We start from the raw sequence: 15,357 nt of genomic DNA on the forward strand, positions 1-15,357 counted from the left end.
CATGGACAATTACTTCACCCCCTTCGGCGGTCGCGCTGATCCTCCCAAGCAGATCACCCTGCGCGAACCGCCCCTCCGGACACGCCGCATCGTCGCGACCCTGTTCGCGATCAGCTGCGTGGCCGGAGGCTGGATGCTCAACGATGCGGTCGACGTTTTGGTGCGTGCCGTCGCCTCGTTTGAGTGGAGGTGACGGATGGCAGTCAGCACGCGCCTCGCTCCCCAGCCTGTCTGGTCCTTCGTTCCCGATGGATCGGTGATCGACATCGCCGCACCGGATGCCGCCGAAGTCTGCTTCCTCGAAATGGGCAACTCTCTCTCGAAGATTGCGCGCTTCGACGGCCGCAATCCCGGCCCGGCTCTTTCTGTCGCCCAGCATTCAGTGATGGGCGCGCACGCAATCATGAATGAGGGCGGCACCCGATGGGATGCCGCCCTGTTCCTGCTTCACGACGGGCACGAATACATCGTCGGCGACCAGTCGAAGCCGTCGCAGGAGCTTTACTCCTCGGTCGCCATCGATCTCTACGGCGAAGCCCGGATGCGCGACGCTGTCGCCACCTGCAAGGCCGCCTGGGATGAGGTGATTTATTTCGCGGCCGGCCTGCCAGGTCCCGAGGCCTGGACCCGAAAGCAGGCGAAGCTCGTCAAGGAAATGGACAATCGCATGTGCCGCGCCGAGGCGATCGCGCTCTTCGGTTCGCGCGCCGGCCACGAAATGCCGCCTTCCACCACTCCAAAGCTGACCGGCGCCGTCAAACCATGGGCACCGATGAAGGCTGAGGAGGAGTTCCGAAAACTGGCCTACCGCCTGATCGGTGAGGATCTCGTGCTCGAACGCGCCTCGATCGTCGCCACCAAGCGAGCACTGAGGTAAGGGTGATGGCGAAATCAGATCAAATTGCTTACGCCCCTCGCGGGCTTAGCCGTCCCGAGGCTGCACGCTACATTGGCGTTGGCGAGACGAAATTCGATGAGATGGTGGCTGATCGCCTTATGCCGCGCCCGAAGCGTGTCGGCGGTCGTGTGATTTGGGATCGTATCGCCCTCGATGTCGCGTTTTCCGCTCTCCCCGACGAAGGAAGCAACCGAATCGACGACTTATTGTCAGGACGTGCATAGGCGCATATCTTCCCGCCATGAGCGAAGACCAAGACCCCCGACCCTATCTCTCCTCCTACGAAGACCGCCACGGAAAGACCCGCTGGCGGTTTCGTCGCGCCGGCAAGACCATCCAGATCAAGGGCCTTCCCGGCCAGCCAGAATTCGAGGCGGCCTATCAAGCGGCGATCGAGGGTCGAGAATACAAACCGGCCCTGGTCATCAACTTGCCGGGCAAGGCTATCCCCGGCAGTTTCCGCGACGCGTGGAAACGCGTGCAGAAGACGCCAGAGTGGCTCGCCTTCGATCCCGCCACCAAAGACCAAAACATTCGCCTCGCTGACGAGTTCCTAAAACTTCGCGTGGTGGAGACGCATCCCGATGTCTGGGCTGACATGTTGGTGAAGGACGCGAAGCGGCGTCACATCAAAGGCATCATCGCCCATTTCAGCGGGACGCCCCACAAGGCGAAACACCTGCTGACGACGATCCGCAAGATGATCTATGTCGCCCTCGACGAAGAATGGATCGAGGCCGATCCGACATGGAAGATGAACTACCGGCCCGAGTACAAAGGCTGGCGGGCATGGACGGTTGAGGAGCGCGAAAAGTTCGAGGCCCGCTGGCCGCTCGGCAGCACACCCCGCACGGCCTATGGCCTGGCGCTCTGGCTCGGCAATCGTCGATCGGACGTCGCGCGCGTGCGATGGGACTGGTTCGACTTCCGCCGCGGCGTTGTGACGGTCAAGCAAAAGAAAGGCGACAAGGAGCTGACGCTTCCAATCACCCCCATGCTGCGCGAGATCGTCGAGCCGCTGGAGCGCAAGGGCGAATACGTGCTCATCACCGCCTATGGAAAGCCGTTCTCGGAAAAGTCCCTCACCGGCCGCATGGCCGACTGGACGAACAGCGCCGACATGCCGAAAGGCTGCACGCTTCACGGCCTCAGAAAAACGCTTGGAAAAATGCTGGCCGAGACCGGTGCGACGACTCGGCAACTCATGGATACTCTCGGCCATGACGATATCGCGCACGCTGAGTTGTACAGCCGCGAGGCCGAGCAACAGCGTCTAGCACGGGATGCAATGACGCGGCTAACCAAATCTCTCCAGCCTAGAAAGAAGTAGCGCCATCCCATGTCACAAAAGCTCGAAAAATGGATGGAGGATATTTTCCCAGGTCGCGACCAGATCTATGAAAAGTACAGCGACCTACCGCCGCGAGAGCTAGGCATTGTCGCGGCTTCTGTTCTCGATATTGCGCTAGCCGAATTACTTTCGCGGCGGTTGATAGACCATAAGAAAGAAATCGAATCATTCGTGGGGCTTGATGGCGACGGCCGGGCACCTTGCGGCACCTTTTCTGCTCGCATTCAGCTAGCCATCCTCACCGGCGTTATCATGCCAGATGACGGAGAGATCCTTCGATGCATTCAGAAAATTAGAAACATTCTGGCTCATCGAGTGAACGTCGATTTCCTGACCAAAGATGTCGTCACTCAGCTACGAAAGCTGCATGCCCGCCTTATCAACAAATACGTTGTCTTCAATGCTTCCGGCACGCTCTGCGTCTCTCCAACACCTCTAAAGGAGGTAGGCGATTCTCTCGGCAAAATCGCAGAGGCCGGCGAAGGCCTCCTGCTTGCTACTTTCTGCGTTTATCAGGCGTACTTCCACTCATTGCACGGTCAAATCAAGAGAATTGAGCGCTTGGAAGTACGGCGGGAGGTAGCTGGCTAACCGGCTGGCTAACCTGGCTGGCTAACCGCGTCCTAACCATCTGAAATCGTTGCATTTTGGTGGGCCCGGAGGGACTCGAACCCCCAACCAAGCGGTTATGAGCCGCCGGCTCTAACCATTGAGCTACAGGCCCACTCTGGATCTGCAGGCGTCCTCAAATCGTAATGATCCGAGGATAAGACATGCAGCAACTCTAAGTACTACAGCAACCTTTGCGTCTCTGATAAAAACGCGTGGCGTCGTAGCGATCCAGGTCCGCGAACCAATGGCAGTTCGCGGTGGCAATGGCTCTAGCGGAAAACCTTTTTGCGGACAAGCCATTGCCGCAATGCTCACACAATCGCCGGCCAAGAAGACGCCAGGGACGGAACAACCGGAGAGACATAGGCCATGATTTCCACACGCACTGCCCGCACGCTTTCGATCGCCGCTTTTGCCGCCGCTTTTGCCGGCGTAGCCGCCGCTCAGGCGCAGGAAACGGACAAGGACAAGGCGACCATCGTCGTTGCCGGCGAAGGCCGCGCGACCGTCGCGCCCGACATGGCGGTCCTGCAGCTGAGCGTCGTCAAGGACGCCAAGACCGCCCGCGAGGCGCTCGACGCCAACAACAAGACCATGGCCGAAGTGCTGAAGGCGCTGAAGGACGGCGGCATTGCCGATCGCGACCTGCAGACGAGCGGCTTCATGCTGAACCCGCAGTACAACTACCCGACCAATACCGATGGCGGCAACCGCGCGCCGGAACTGATCGGCTACCAGGTGACGAACGGCGTCAGCGTGCGCGTGCGTGACCTCGCCAAGCTCGGTGAAGTCATCGACAAGTCGGTCACTCTCGGCGTCAACCAGGGCGGCGGCGTACAGTTCACCAACGACAAGCCGGAAGCCGTCATCACCGAAGCGCGCAAGGCTGCCGTTGCCGACGCTGTGGAAAAGGCCAAGGTGCTTGCCGAAGCTGCCGGTGTCTCGATCGGCAAGATCCTCAACATCTCGGAACAGGGCTTCCGCCCCGAACCGGTCCCGATGATGCGCGCCGGCATGGCCAAGGAATATGCTGCCGACGCCGTTCCTGTCGCAACCGGCGAGAACAGCTACAACGTCACTGTCAACGTGACCTTCGAAATCAAGCAGTAAGTTTGGCAAACCCGCCGCAACCACGCGCGGGCTTCGCTCATTCCTCGCCCCCGGCGCCGGAGATCGGCACCGGGGGCGACGTGTTTTACGCGACACGTCGTGCGTGCGCCTGCGGATGATGACGGAGGGTACGAAGCAGGCGGCCGCTGTGGCGGCGGCTGGCCAACACACAGTGCGGCAACGGAAGCCTCCGGTTCGGCCTGAGTTCCGTCGTCTTCGCGCCCAAGACGAGCAGCCAGATATTGGCGCCAGAAGTGTGAGGCCCCGGGTCAGGTGTTCAGTCCGGGGAGATGATTGACGCACCATAGGCCGGATTTGGCCTTGAGGAGCGACTTCCCCCAAAACTGGCGGCATCCTGGGCGAGACGTCTCGCAGCTCGCAGCGCCGGGAGCGCCGCTCGTACCCCACAAAACAAAAAAGCCCCCCATGCCGAAGCATGAGGGGCCATTCTTCCGCCGGCCGGGGGAGACAAGGCGGGAAGATTTCAGGATCGACGCTTACCAGCGACCGATCGTCGGGCAGCCGCGGGCATTGGCGAAAACGATCGTTTGGCGGTAGCCGTGGCGGCGGCCTTCGACGACGACGCGGCGCGGCGTCACGTCGGCGACATAGGCGCGGCGCAGGCCGCGGTCGCGGGCCTTGTCGACGGCCATCCACGGGGCGCAGCCGCCGCGGCGATCACGATCCCAGTGGCGGTCACGGCCACGACCCCAGTCGCGTTCGTCACCGTAGCCGCCGTTGTAGTCGCGGTACTGCACATCGATACCGTCACCCGGGCCGAAACCAAATTCGATCGATTCGGCCGAAGCGGCGGAAGCTGCACCCAGCAGGCCAGTCAATCCAATGACGGCGGCGGCAGCGGCGTTAAAAAAGCGGTTCTTCATGGCATCTCTCCAAGCTTGAAGGGTTCAATGGGGCAATCACCGTCCCAAGCGATTGAGCAAAGAATAGGTTCCTGAAGCTGAACGACAGCGAAACCCGGCGTTCATGGGAGGTTCAGATTGCCGGAGCGTTATCCCGCCCCGCTTTGGCGCAGGATTCGCCCTGCACGGAAGGCGGACCGACGGAACGCTCATGATGATAAGGTACTGATAAGAATGGTTTATTGAGATCAACCCGCGCAACGACGCGGCTTGGAACGCAAGGAGCAAATCGGCCGCACGATCATGGCGTCAAAGGCAAATCAGGCTCCGCCAGGTCGGCCGCGCCCAATGAACGCGGAGGTATTTTCTGGTGTCGAGGGTGGTGGTCAGCCGATTCGCGGGCGGCAATAGGCATTGGCGAAGACGACTCGGCTGAAGTATCCGCGGCGCCAACCGACCACGACGACACGGGAATGGGTGACCCGCTCCACCCGGGCGCGATGGAAGCCCAGGCGCCAGGCCCTGCGTAGCGCTTCGCGCGACGAGCAGTAGCCGCGATGGCGAGCGAGATCGACGTCGCGACGCTCCATCGTCAGCGGCGCCATCGGCGCCGCAGCCTCCGCCGGCAGGCTCGCGAAGCTCGTCACGGCGAGCGCAATAGCCAGGATCTTCTCCTGGTCAACGCCAAACAACAATCCGGTGGGCAACCGGTGCCATGCCATAGGCAGCCGCGCACCTGCCACCATGAATTTCCGCCATTGCGCAATTCCTGCCATCCCGGGCCCTTGTCAACCAGCGAGCGCCCGTTCGAAAACGCGAATGTTGCGATAGTGGCTGAGGCGGGTAATGGCGCCGTCTTCGATCTCGAAGATCAGCACGCTTGGAATGGAATAGCTCTGGCCGGAGGCCGCGGGGAAGCCCTCCATGGTTTCGCGATAGGTGCCCCGCGCAGTCAGGTCCGCCGCCACCCGCTGGCCGAAGGCATCGCGCATCAACACCACATCGCCGAACTGTTCGTCGAAACGGCGCAGATAGTTCATCAGCCAGGCGCGCAAGGGATCAGCGCCGACGGTGCGCTGGCCGGTCATCGAATCGAGTTCGACATCCTCGTGGACGAGCCGCGCCAGCGCCTCGAAATCACGCTGGTTCAGCGCTTCGATGAAGCGATTGGCAATGGTCTGTGCATCCGTCATTGCTGTCCCTTTCAGGCACCGAGCGCCATCTCATGCTCTAACTAGAACGGATCCGGTTCCGGTCAATTGCGCCCTGTCACATCGATCGATGCGGCGGTCAGGCGCCAAGATGCAACACGATCTCGCGTCGGTGCGGCCGGTCGCGATGTTCGAAGAGGTAGATTCCCTGCCAGGTGCCGAGCGCCATGCGGCCACGGGCAACGGGAATGCCGAGCGAAACGGGCGTAAGCGCCGCCTTGATATGCGCGGGCATATCATCCGGCCCCTCCTGCGTGTGCACGACCCAGGTCATCGACGGATCGGAGGACGGCGGCACGAGGCGGCGAAAAAAGGCGTCGAGGTCGCGTCTCACATCCGGGTCGGCATTTTCCTGGATGAGAAGCGAGCAGGACGTGTGCCGGACGAAGACGGTCAAAAGCCCCTCTCCGTCCGTATTGGCCCGCACGAAGGCAGCCGCCTCGTCGGTGAACTCGTAAAGCCCCTGGCCGCGGGTGGAAATGGTGATGCTCGTCTGTGGCATGTCGATCTCCAGCGGGCAACTGCACCCGCCGCAAGGCGAGTGCAGCGCGTTGATTTGCCCAACGCTTCTACCGCCGGACCGTTCCCGGACCAAGGCAGGCCACCACAGGAAAAGGCACCGCGCGCCTACATTTCCAGGAAGGTCTGGAAGCCGCCATAAATCATGCGCTTGCCGTCGAAGACTTCCTTCCAGGCATCGCCCTGCAGCCGCGGATCGGCCATCACCCTGGCGACGATCGTGTCACGGTCGGCGCGGGACTTGTAGGCGATCCATGAGAAGACCACGGTCTCGTCGTCCTTGGCCTGCACGGAGCGGGGGAAGGACGTGACCTCGCCATAGGGCACGTCGTCCGCCAGGCATTCGTTGTAGGAGAGCGCGCCATATTCCATCCAGACATCGCCCGCCGCCTTGGCCATCGCCTTGTACGCCTCGATATTCGCCTTCGGCACGGCGACGACAAACCCGTCCACATAGGTCATTGAGAAATCCTCCTTAGTGCTTTCGACCACCATAGGACGCGTGGGGCGCAAAGGTTCCGACATGTCCGCCGATTTTTTTTCGAGCAGTACCTGTCGGAGCGGGCTCCACCCGTTCGTCCTTGATTGGTACCAATCACCACGGGAGACATATCCATGCAGAAGATCACGCCTTTCCTCTGGTTCGACGATCAACTGGAGGAAGCCATCGGCTTCTACACCTCCATCTTCCGCAACGCCCGCGTCAGCGACATCCAGAAGGGGCCTGATGGCAAAGCCTTCACCGCGAGCTTCGAACTCGACGGCCAGCACTTCATGGGGCTGAACGGCGGCCCGCATTTCAGGTTCAGCGAGGCGGTATCGTTCTTCGTGCGCTGCGCCGACCAGACGGAGGTCGACTATTATTGGAACCGGCTGCTTGAAGGAGGCACGCCGCAGCATTGCGGCTGGCTCAAGGACAAGTTCGGCCTTGCCTGGCAGATCATTCCCGACGCGTTGATGCGGCACCTCAGCGATCCCGACCCGGCACGCGCCGCCCGCGCCCAGCAGGCGATGATGGGCATGATCAAGATCGAGGTTGCCGAACTCGATCGGGCGGCAGCTGGCTAGACCAACTCCAGCGAACGCGTGAAACGGTTTGCGTCTGGAATTGCGTAAAAAACAGCTGGAGCGTTTCCACGCGCCCGTTTTGACCCGAAACGCTCTAGCTGCCGCAGCCGCGCAGTTGTCGGTTATAGAGCGAAGCCATGCCGGCCGCCCGCTTGGCGCCGGTCTTGGCCGTATCGCTCCAGTTGCCCCGCGTATAGCCGGCATGGCCGTGGTAGTAGGCAATGTAGAGCCGGTAGGCGTCGTTGAGCTGAATGCCGTTCTGCTGCGCGCTCTCGCGGTGATACCAGGCAATGAAGCGGATTGCGTCGCCGAAATCCGAGCGTCGTGCCGCCCAACGGCCGGTCTCGCTCTGGTAGCGCGCCCAGGTGCCGTCGAGCGCCTGGGAATAGCCGTAGGCGGTGGAGACGCGCGTCCAGGGGATGAATCCGAAGAGCTTGGTACGCGGTGGCCGCGCGTTATGGCGGAAGCCGGACTCGGTGTAGATCGTCGCCATCAGGATCGGCACGGGCACGCCGTATTCGCGCTCGGCGCTATAGGCGGCACGACGCCAATTGTTGAAAAGGCCATCTCGCTGCTCGAAAACCGCACAGGCATTCCGGGTGTCTCTCGGCACCGTTCCGCAGCCGGCCAGCAACAGGAGGACGACGACAAATACGCAACGCATCGCAGAACCTCGGGTTTCCGAGAGATTGATAAAGTGTAAACGTTAAGGATCCCTTTTGATTCAAAGGCAAACGATCGGGAGAACGGCATAGCGATGTCACGAATGCTGCTGCCACTCCTGTTCGCCGCGAGCCTTGGCGGTGCGGCAAACGCCGGCGACATCGACCGGCTTTATCAGAGCGATGCGATCGTAACCGGCACCGGCGAGGTCAACCGGCAGACCGGCTTTCGCGAATGCCTTGCCGAAGTCTTGGTCAAACTGTCCGGTGATCCGACGATCAAGGACGCGCCCGGCTTCGCAGCACTCGAGGCTGAGGCCGGCAGCTTCGTCTCGTCCTTTTCCTACCGCGACCGGCTCGAAGGTATCCCGATCCACGACGAACAGGGCACCCATGACCGGCCGCATGATCTCACCTGCCGCTATGCCCCGGCGACGCTCGATCCGCTTCTCGCAAAGCTTGGGCGAAAGCCGTGGCTTGCGCCTCGCCCCGTGATCGCCGTGTTGCTGGCGGTCGAGGATCAGAGGCGCCGTTTCGTGCTGGCGCGCGACGGCGATGAAAGCCCCTATATGGCGGATTCGCTGCAGGCGGCTGCGACGCCGCTCGCGCTTTCCGTCGTCCTGCCGGACAGGGCGATCGTCGCCGGCGAGCAACTGGACTTTGCCACGATGGCACAAGCAAGCCCGGAGCGGCTCGCCGAACTCGCGTTGCTCAGCAAGGGAAACGCCACGCTTGCCGGCACACTGGTCTGGTCCGATCAAGCGCGCGGCTGGATCGCAAATTGGCGGATGGTCTTCACCGGCAAAAGCTATGCGTGGCAGGTCAGCGGGGTCAGCTTCGACGACGCTTTCCGCAATGCGCTACGCGGAGCGGCACGCATCCTCTCGGGAAACGGGTCGCCCTGAGCAGCTTCAGCATTGCTGCCCGTTCAGCCTATCCGAGCGAGGCAATCAGTTCGCGATAGGCGGCCTCGGGAAATGCCTTGAGCGTGGTCGAGCGCACATTGCCGGCCATGCCGAGGTTCAGCGCGAAGCGTGCGGCGACGGCATCATCAGGCGCTTCGACGACGGCCACCATGTCATAAGTACCCATGGTCAAGAAGAAATGTTTGAAGGAGCCGCCCATGTCGGCGAGCATCTTCTTGGCCGCGTCGAGGCGCTTCGGCGACTCGCGCACATTCTTCACGCCCTGCTCGGTCCAGTTGAGGAGCACGACATAAGTGGTCATTTCACACCTCCACGGGGGCACGCTTCACGCCCGCGGTGCGATTGCTCCCGCGTCTCAGACGGGGTGCCCCAATTGCTCCGAAAGCGCGAATATACTCCTGGGCGCAGGGCCTCACAATAAATCGCTTGGGTGAGGCAGAAACGAAAAAGCCGGGCGATCTGCCCGGCTTTCCTGTTTCTCCGATGTCCCGACTTAGCTGTCGAGGAAGCTTCTGAGCTTCCTGGAGCGGCTCGGATGCTTGAGCTTGCGCAGCGCCTTCGCTTCGATCTGGCGGATACGTTCGCGGGTAACCGAGAACTGCTGACCGACTTCTTCGAGCGTGTGGTCGGTGTTCATGCCGATTCCGAAGCGCATGCGCAGCACGCGCTCTTCGCGCGGCGTCAACGAGGCGAGAACGCGGGTGGTCGTCTCGCGCAGGTTCGCCTGGATGGCGGCGTCGATCGGCAGCAGCGCGTTCTTGTCCTCGATGAAATCGCCGAGGTGCGAGTCTTCTTCGTCACCGACGGGCGTTTCGAGCGAGATCGGCTCCTTGGCGATCTTCAGGACCTTGCGGACCTTTTCGAGCGGCATGGCGAGCTTTTCGGCCAGCTCTTCCGGCGTCGGCTCGCGGCCGATTTCGTGCAGCATCTGGCGCGAGGTGCGGACGATCTTGTTGATCGTCTCGATCATATGCACCGGAATACGGATCGTACGGGCCTGGTCGGCGATCGACCGGGTGATCGCCTGACGGATCCACCAGGTGGCGTAGGTCGAGAACTTGTAGCCGCGGCGGTATTCGAACTTGTCGACCGCCTTCATCAGGCCGATGTTGCCTTCCTGAATGAGGTCGAGGAACTGCAGGCCGCGGTTGGTGTACTTCTTGGCGATGGAGATGACGAGGCGCAGGTTGGCTTCGACCATTTCCTTCTTGGCGATGCGCGCTTCGCGCTCACCCTTCTGCACCATGGAGACGATACGGCGGAATTCGGCGATCGAGATGCCGGTTTCGGTCGCGAGATTCTGGATCTCCTGGCGGATGTCGCGGATCGTCTGGTTTTCGCTCTTGGCGAATTCCTTCCAGCCCTTGCCGGCGAGATTGCTGATCGACTTCATCCAGTTCGGGTCGAGTTCGGCACCCGAATACTGCTCCAGGAACGAGTCACGCTTGACGCCGTAGCTTTCGGCAAGGCGCAGCAGGCGGCCTTCGTTCTGCATCAGGCGCTTGGAGATGTCGTAGAGCTGCTCGACGAGGCTGTCGACGCGGTTCTGGTTGAGCGACAGCGACTTGACCGCCTTGATCAGCTCGTCCTTGAGCTCCTTGTAGCGGCGCTCCTGGGCGGGCGACAGCGTGCCGGTGGCAGCAAGGCGGGCTTCCACCTGCTGGTCCTGCAGCTTGCGCAGCTTCTTGTAGGTCTCGGCGATGATGTCGAGGGTTTCCATGACCTGCGGGCGCAGTTCCGCTTCCATGGCGGCGAGCGAGAGGTTCGACTCGTCGTCGTCTTCCTCTTCTTCCTCGGCCGGCATGACATCGCCGCCGACATTGGTGATGTCGTCGTCGTTGGCGGCCGTGCGCACCTTGCGGGTCTTTTCCTTTTCCTCGGCAGCCTTCCGGTCGGCCTCGATCTTTTCGGGGCTCTGGAACTGCGGGGCAGCCTTGGCCTCTGGCCCGGAATAGGTGGTTTCGAGATCGATGATCTCGCGCAGCAGCGTCTGGCCCTCGTTCAGTTCGTCGCGCCAGATGATCAGCGCCTGGAAGGTCAACGGGCTCTCACAGAGACCGGCGATCATCGTCTCGCGGCCAGCCTCGATGCGCTTGGCAATCGCGATTTCGCCTTCGCGCGACAGGAGCTCGACCGAGCCCATTTCGCGCAGGTACATGCGGACCGGATCGTCAGTACGATCGGTCGGTTCCTTCTTCTTGCTGGTCGCAAGCGCCGTGCCGCCGGAAGGCGCGAGTTCGCCGCCTTCGCTCTCGCTGTCGTCGTCGCTGGCCTCGTCGTCACCGCCGCCGGCAGCCTCTTCGGCTTCCTCGTCCTCGATCACGTTGATGCCCATGTCGGACAGCATCGCCATCGTGTCTTCGATCTGTTCGGAGGTGACTTCCTCGGACGGAAGGACGGAATTGAGCTCGTCCATCGTCACGTAGCCGCGCTTCTTGGCGGCCTTGATCATCTTCTTGACAGCGTCGTCGGAAAGATCGAGAAGCGGACCGTCCGGAGCACCTTCGCGTTCTACGTCAGCTTCTTCGTTTTCTTTGACTTTGGTTGCCATTTAGTTCGTCGCTTTCCTTGTCGCAACCGGCGTGAGCCCGGTGCAAATGCCGCTCGAAGGTTCGGGCGCGCCGCGCACCCGCCACCGAATCATTTCCCCTGACGTAACGGGATGATGTTTAATTCCTGTTTAACCACGAGTACGATCGTGGCAAAGCGGGCAAGCTTCGACAGTCCTGCCACTGAAACGCCTCTGGCATGATTCCCTAACCGCCGTGTCATTTCGCCATTTCTTATTCGGAAATGGTGATTCCCAGAATTTTCGATCCCGTCAAGCATTTCCGCTGAAAAACCGGCTGATTCGGCAAAAATCACCGTTCCTATCGCTTTTTGGGGTTTATCAGCTTCCGCTGAAGATGTAGGCGCTGCCCGCCAAAAGACAAGGGTGCCCCCGATTTAATCGGCAAGGTCCCGTTGTGCCATATCCGCACCGCAACCAGAACTTCATCTTTCCCCTGCTCCTAAACCGAACGGCCGTCATATTTGACGATCCCGACCGCCTCCGGATCGCCCCCCGGCAGGCGACCACCCTCGTGATCTCCGGCCAAGATAGAGCGGCGATGCGTTCAGGCAAGCAAGGCGACACCACGGTGACGGGCACGCAAAACAATTCTCCGAACGGCCCATTTCCACCGAATGTTTGCAAGTTTATTCCGGTCTTTCGCTTGCGTCCGACCCGATCGCGGACGACCTTCGCCGCCAATCTCATGGAGGCTCGAATGCTCATCAAGGAAACCGACGCCATGCGCGTGCTAGCGATCGCACGGCGCCTCACCATTCCCGACATCAAAAGAGAAAGCGCCGCACTGGCGCCTGTCATCGAGGCGGAAATGGAACGCTCTGGCCTCGCACCCGCCGGCCCGTGGATCTTCATCGCGCAGAACCTGCCGAAAAACGCCAAGACCCTGTTCGACTGGCGCATCTGCCGCCCGGTCACAGGCGAAAACGCCTATCGCGGTGACCTTGAGCTGATCGATCTGGAGCCGATCATGGTCGCCTCCACGCTGCATCAGGGGCCGATGCGCAGCCTTTTCACCCAGGGCTACGCGCCGCTCGTCGAGGAAATCGAGATGAGCAGACACAACTTCTCCGGCGAGAGCCGCGAGATCTATCATCGCTGGGCGGGCCAAGGCGCCCGCTACCACGAGATTGAGATCCAGTTCGGCCTCGCCAACTGAGCCCGCCACGCATCACGCGTGCGGGCTCCCCTTTGGCCTACCAGTCCATCACCACCTTGCCGGAGTTGCCGGAGCGCATCGCCTCGAAGCCGTCACGGAACTCGTCGATGGTGATGCGGTGGGTGATGACCGGGGCAAGGTCGAGGCCGCCTTGCACGAAGGCGATCATCTTGTACCAGGTCTCGAACATCTCGCGGCCGTAGATGCCCTTGAGGTTGAGCATCTTGAAGATCACCTTGTTCCAGTCGATCTCGAAGCCGGCCGGCGCAATCCCGAGGATGGCGATCTTGCCGCCATTGTTCATCTTGTCGATCATGTCGCGGAAGGCCGGTGCGGCACCGGACATTTCCAGCCCGACGTCGAAGCCCTCGGTCATGCCGATCGCCTTCATCACGTCGGCCAGGTTTTCCTTCGAGGCGTCGACCACATGGTCGATGCCGACGCTCTTGGCGAGTGCCAGCCGCGTCGGGTTGATGTCGGTGATCACCACCTTGCGCGCGCCGGAACGCTTGGCGACCAGTGCCCCCATTATGCCGATCGGGCCGGCGCCGGTGACAAGCACGTCCTCGCCGACGAGATCGAAGGAAAGGGCGGTGTGCACGGCATTGCCGAACGGATCGAAGATCGCCGCGACCTCATCCGGAACGTCCTCCGGGATCGGCACGACGTTGTACTCCGGCAGGCAGACGAACTCGCCAAACGAGCCCGGGCGGTTGACGCCGACGCCGAGCGTGTTGCGACACAGATGCCCGCGGCCGGCACGGCAGTTGCGGCACTTGCCGCAGACGATATGGCCCTCGCCCGAGACCCGCTCGCCGACATGGTACTTGGTGACGGCCGAGCCGACCTCGGCGATCTCGCCCATGAACTCGTGGCCGACGACCATCGGCACCGGAATGGTCTTCTGCGCCCACTGGTCCCAGTTCCAGATGTGCACGTCGGTGCCGCAGATCGCCGATTTCTTCACCTTGATCAGCACGTCGTTCGGGCCGATCTCCGGCACCGGCACCCGCTCCATCCACAAGCCCACTTCGGCCTTCGACTTGACCAGCGCCTTCATCATGTTCGTCATCAGTCCCTCCCTCAGATCACGCCGAGGTCGCGACCGACCTCTTCGAAGGCGGCGATCGCCCGGCGCACGTCGTTTTCGCTGTGGGCCGCCGACATCTGCGTGCGGATGCGCGCCTGACCCTTCGGCACCACCGGGAACGAGAAGCCGATGACATAGACGCCCTTCTTCAGCATGCGCGCCGCCATCTCCTGCGCGAGTGCGGCATCGCCGAGCATGACCGGAATGATCGGATGGCCTTCGCCGGCAAGCGTGAAGCCGAGCTTCGACATCTCGCTGCGGAACAGGCTCGCATTGGCATAGAGCCGCTGCCGCAGCGCGTCGCCATTGTCGATCAGGTCGAAGACTTTCAGCGAGGCGGCGGCAATGACCGGCGCCAGCGTGTTGGAGAACAGATACGGACGCGAGCGTTGGCGCAGCCACTCGACCACCTCGGCCTTGGCCGAGGTGTAGCCGCCCGAGGCGCCGCCGAGCGCCTTGCCGAGCGTGCCGGTGATGATGTCGATCCGGCCCTCGACGCCGCAATGTTCGGCCGAGCCGCGGCCATGTCTGCCGACGAAGCCGACCGCGTGGCTGTCGTCGACCATGACCATGGCGCCATACTTGTCGGCGAGATCGCAGACACCACCGAGATTGGCGATGATGCCGTCCATCGAGAACACGCCGTCGGTGGCGATCAGCTTGAAGCGGCTGCCTTCGGCCTTCTTCAGCTCCTCCTCCAGCGCCGCCATGTCGTTGTTGGCGTAGCGGAAGCGCTTGGCCTTGGAGAGCCGCACGCCGTCGATGATCGAGGCGTGGTTGAGCGCGTCGGAGATGATCGCATCCTCTTCGCCAAGCAGCGTCTCGAACAGGCCGCCATTGGCGTCGAAACAGGAGGAATAGAGGATGGTGTCTTCCAGACCGAGGAACGACGAGATGCGCGCCTCGAGTTGCTTGTGCTCCTCCTGCGTGCCGCAGATGAACCGCACCGAGGCCATGCCGTAGCCATAACGGTCGAGCGCCTGCTTGCCGGCCTCGGCCAGTTCCGCGTTGTCGGCAAGGCCGAGATAGTTGTTGGCGCAGAAGTTGAGCACGCGCTCGCCCGAGGCGACCGCGATCTCACCCGCCTGTTTCGAGGTGATCACACGCTCCGACTTGTACAAACCGGCCGTCTTCAGGCCTTCGAGTTCGGAACGAAGATGGGACAGAAAGGCTGAAGTCATGGCACTCTCGCTCAAAGATAACATCGCGTGCCTGACGAGTATCATGACGGCTTTTGACTTGCAGCAAAATCCAGCGCGCCGGGGAGGCTGGCGCGAAAACGACAGGGCATTTCACGGCGCGATGGCAGCCGGTCATAT

The 15,357-nt window shown here is 61.8% G+C and carries 19 protein-coding genes and 1 tRNA gene; 9 read left to right on the top strand and 11 right to left on the bottom strand.

The genetic code is table 11. From position 1 onward, the window contains the following. Window position 1: 1 nt before the first annotated feature. Genes PWG15_RS12720 through PWG15_RS12740 form a run of 5 tightly spaced genes read left to right on the top strand, consistent with a single transcriptional unit; the run spans window position 2 to window position 2,840 of the window. Window positions 2–193, top strand: coding sequence for a hypothetical protein (locus PWG15_RS12720; protein WP_275020256.1), 192 nt, complete (start codon window positions 2–4; stop codon window positions 191–193). Window positions 194–196: 3 nt separating this feature from the next. Continuing rightward, window positions 197–877 (top strand): hypothetical protein, encoded by a 681-nt coding sequence (locus PWG15_RS12725; protein ID WP_275020258.1) that lies wholly within the window; start codon window positions 197–199, stop codon window positions 875–877. A gap of 5 nt (window positions 878–882) precedes the next feature. Continuing rightward, the gene (locus PWG15_RS12730) at window positions 883–1,122 is read left to right on the top strand and encodes a helix-turn-helix transcriptional regulator (protein ID WP_275020259.1); all 240 of its coding nucleotides are present in this window, start codon (window positions 883–885) and stop codon (window positions 1,120–1,122) included. Beyond that, the gene (locus PWG15_RS12735; RefSeq protein ID WP_275020261.1) at window positions 1,032–2,228 is read left to right on the top strand and encodes a tyrosine-type recombinase/integrase; all 1,197 of its coding nucleotides are present in this window, start codon (window positions 1,032–1,034) and stop codon (window positions 2,226–2,228) included. The genes PWG15_RS12730 and PWG15_RS12735 overlap by 91 nt, the downstream gene beginning before the upstream one ends. A 9-nt stretch (window positions 2,229–2,237) precedes the next feature. Beyond that, a complete protein-coding gene (locus PWG15_RS12740; RefSeq protein ID WP_275020263.1) occupies window positions 2,238–2,840 on the top strand; it encodes a hypothetical protein in 603 nt (200 codons plus the stop codon). Window positions 2,841–2,897: 57 nt separating this feature from the next. On the opposite strand, the gene PWG15_RS12745 is transcribed toward PWG15_RS12740, so the two are convergent. Then, a tRNA-Ile gene (locus tag PWG15_RS12745) sits at window positions 2,898–2,973 on the bottom strand. 257 nt (window positions 2,974–3,230) lie between these two features. Here PWG15_RS12745 and PWG15_RS12750 point away from each other — a divergent pair. Next, entirely contained in the window at window positions 3,231–3,971 is a 741-nt protein-coding gene (locus tag PWG15_RS12750; RefSeq protein WP_275020265.1) for an SIMPL domain-containing protein, read from the top strand. A 497-nt stretch (window positions 3,972–4,468) separates the two neighbouring features. On the opposite strand, the gene PWG15_RS12755 is transcribed toward PWG15_RS12750, so the two are convergent. The 5 genes from PWG15_RS12755 to PWG15_RS12775 all read right to left on the bottom strand — a co-directional run bounded on the left by PWG15_RS12755 (window position 4,469) and on the right by PWG15_RS12775 (window position 7,026). Beyond that, window positions 4,469–4,855, bottom strand: a complete 387-nt coding sequence (locus tag PWG15_RS12755) for a hypothetical protein (protein ID WP_275020267.1) — start codon at window positions 4,853–4,855, stop codon at window positions 4,469–4,471. A 365-nt stretch (window positions 4,856–5,220) separates the two neighbouring features. Next, a complete protein-coding gene (locus PWG15_RS12760) occupies window positions 5,221–5,580 on the bottom strand; it encodes a hypothetical protein (RefSeq protein ID WP_275020270.1) in 360 nt (119 codons plus the stop codon). A 42-nt stretch (window positions 5,581–5,622) separates the two neighbouring features. Continuing rightward, complete coding sequence (locus PWG15_RS12765) at window positions 5,623–6,027, bottom strand: ketosteroid isomerase-related protein (protein WP_275020272.1); 405 nt, start codon at window positions 6,025–6,027, stop codon at window positions 5,623–5,625. A 97-nt stretch (window positions 6,028–6,124) separates the two neighbouring features. Then, window positions 6,125–6,547, bottom strand: coding sequence for a secondary thiamine-phosphate synthase enzyme YjbQ (locus PWG15_RS12770; RefSeq protein ID WP_275020274.1), 423 nt, complete (start codon window positions 6,545–6,547; stop codon window positions 6,125–6,127). 125 nt (window positions 6,548–6,672) lie between these two features. Beyond that, window positions 6,673–7,026 (bottom strand): DUF1428 domain-containing protein, encoded by a 354-nt coding sequence (locus PWG15_RS12775; RefSeq protein WP_275020276.1) that lies wholly within the window; start codon window positions 7,024–7,026, stop codon window positions 6,673–6,675. Between the two features lie 153 nt (window positions 7,027–7,179). On the opposite strand from PWG15_RS12775, the gene PWG15_RS12780 reads away from it, so the two are divergent. Then, window positions 7,180–7,632 carry a VOC family protein gene (locus PWG15_RS12780; protein WP_275020278.1) on the top strand — a complete coding sequence of 151 codons (453 nt, stop codon included), beginning with the start codon at window positions 7,180–7,182 and terminating at the stop codon, window positions 7,630–7,632. Between the two features lie 94 nt (window positions 7,633–7,726). Here the strand turns inward: PWG15_RS12780 and PWG15_RS12785 are convergent, their stop codons facing one another. Further along, window positions 7,727–8,296, bottom strand: a complete 570-nt coding sequence (locus tag PWG15_RS12785) for a transglycosylase SLT domain-containing protein (RefSeq protein WP_275020280.1) — start codon at window positions 8,294–8,296, stop codon at window positions 7,727–7,729. A 93-nt stretch (window positions 8,297–8,389) separates the two neighbouring features. Here PWG15_RS12785 and PWG15_RS12790 point away from each other — a divergent pair, with 93 nt between their 5' ends. Next, complete coding sequence (locus tag PWG15_RS12790; RefSeq protein ID WP_275020282.1) at window positions 8,390–9,199, top strand: DUF2066 domain-containing protein; 810 nt, start codon at window positions 8,390–8,392, stop codon at window positions 9,197–9,199. Between the two features lie 28 nt (window positions 9,200–9,227). Here PWG15_RS12790 and PWG15_RS12795 read toward each other — a convergent pair whose 3' ends face one another. Then, the gene (locus PWG15_RS12795) at window positions 9,228–9,521 is read right to left on the bottom strand and encodes a GYD domain-containing protein (protein ID WP_275020284.1); all 294 of its coding nucleotides are present in this window, start codon (window positions 9,519–9,521) and stop codon (window positions 9,228–9,230) included. 192 nt (window positions 9,522–9,713) lie between these two features. Then, entirely contained in the window at window positions 9,714–11,771 is a 2,058-nt protein-coding gene (gene rpoD / locus PWG15_RS12800) for an RNA polymerase sigma factor RpoD (protein WP_275020286.1), read from the bottom strand. 718 nt (window positions 11,772–12,489) lie between these two features. Between rpoD and PWG15_RS12805 the strand changes: the two genes are divergently transcribed. After that, entirely contained in the window at window positions 12,490–12,948 is a 459-nt protein-coding gene (locus PWG15_RS12805) for a GyrI-like domain-containing protein (RefSeq protein WP_275020289.1), read from the top strand. Window positions 12,949–12,985: 37 nt separating this feature from the next. Here the strand turns inward: PWG15_RS12805 and tdh are convergent, their stop codons facing one another. Next, window positions 12,986–14,020, bottom strand: coding sequence for an L-threonine 3-dehydrogenase (tdh, locus tag PWG15_RS12810; RefSeq protein WP_275020291.1), 1,035 nt, complete (start codon window positions 14,018–14,020; stop codon window positions 12,986–12,988). Between the two features lie 11 nt (window positions 14,021–14,031). Further along, entirely contained in the window at window positions 14,032–15,219 is a 1,188-nt protein-coding gene (locus tag PWG15_RS12815; protein ID WP_275020292.1) for a glycine C-acetyltransferase, read from the bottom strand. Window positions 15,220–15,357: the final 138 nt, after the last annotated feature.

It is taken from the genome of Ensifer adhaerens (assembly GCF_028993555.1).
GTDB classification, from domain to species: domain Bacteria; phylum Pseudomonadota; class Alphaproteobacteria; order Rhizobiales; family Rhizobiaceae; genus Ensifer; species Ensifer adhaerens_I.

Excerpts from the sequence above, each read along its gene's own strand:
- PWG15_RS12720 (WP_275020256.1), top strand. The coding sequence starts at position 2 with ATGGACAATTACTTCACCCCCTTCGGCGGTCGCGCTGATCCTCCCAAG.
- PWG15_RS12725 (WP_275020258.1), top strand. The coding sequence starts at position 197 with ATGGCAGTCAGCACGCGCCTCGCTCCCCAGCCTGTCTGGTCCTTCGTT.
- PWG15_RS12730 (WP_275020259.1), top strand. The coding sequence starts at position 883 with ATGGCGAAATCAGATCAAATTGCTTACGCCCCTCGCGGGCTTAGCCGT.
- PWG15_RS12740 (WP_275020263.1), top strand. The coding sequence starts at position 2,238 with ATGTCACAAAAGCTCGAAAAATGGATGGAGGATATTTTCCCAGGTCGC.
- PWG15_RS12750 (WP_275020265.1), top strand. The coding sequence starts at position 3,231 with ATGATTTCCACACGCACTGCCCGCACGCTTTCGATCGCCGCTTTTGCC.
- PWG15_RS12755 (WP_275020267.1), bottom strand. The coding sequence starts at position 4,855 with ATGAAGAACCGCTTTTTTAACGCCGCTGCCGCCGCCGTCATTGGATTG.
- PWG15_RS12760 (WP_275020270.1), bottom strand. The coding sequence starts at position 5,580 with ATGGTGGCAGGTGCGCGGCTGCCTATGGCATGGCACCGGTTGCCCACC.
- PWG15_RS12765 (WP_275020272.1), bottom strand. The coding sequence starts at position 6,027 with ATGACGGATGCACAGACCATTGCCAATCGCTTCATCGAAGCGCTGAAC.
- PWG15_RS12770 (WP_275020274.1), bottom strand. The coding sequence starts at position 6,547 with ATGCCACAGACGAGCATCACCATTTCCACCCGCGGCCAGGGGCTTTAC.
- PWG15_RS12775 (WP_275020276.1), bottom strand. The coding sequence starts at position 7,026 with ATGACCTATGTGGACGGGTTTGTCGTCGCCGTGCCGAAGGCGAATATC.
- PWG15_RS12780 (WP_275020278.1), top strand. The coding sequence starts at position 7,180 with ATGCAGAAGATCACGCCTTTCCTCTGGTTCGACGATCAACTGGAGGAA.
- PWG15_RS12785 (WP_275020280.1), bottom strand. The coding sequence starts at position 8,296 with ATGCGTTGCGTATTTGTCGTCGTCCTCCTGTTGCTGGCCGGCTGCGGA.
- PWG15_RS12790 (WP_275020282.1), top strand. The coding sequence starts at position 8,390 with ATGTCACGAATGCTGCTGCCACTCCTGTTCGCCGCGAGCCTTGGCGGT.
- PWG15_RS12795 (WP_275020284.1), bottom strand. The coding sequence starts at position 9,521 with ATGACCACTTATGTCGTGCTCCTCAACTGGACCGAGCAGGGCGTGAAG.
- rpoD (WP_275020286.1), bottom strand. The coding sequence starts at position 11,771 with ATGGCAACCAAAGTCAAAGAAAACGAAGAAGCTGACGTAGAACGCGAA.
- PWG15_RS12805 (WP_275020289.1), top strand. The coding sequence starts at position 12,490 with ATGCTCATCAAGGAAACCGACGCCATGCGCGTGCTAGCGATCGCACGG.
- tdh (WP_275020291.1), bottom strand. The coding sequence starts at position 14,020 with ATGACGAACATGATGAAGGCGCTGGTCAAGTCGAAGGCCGAAGTGGGC.
- PWG15_RS12815 (WP_275020292.1), bottom strand. The coding sequence starts at position 15,219 with ATGACTTCAGCCTTTCTGTCCCATCTTCGTTCCGAACTCGAAGGCCTG.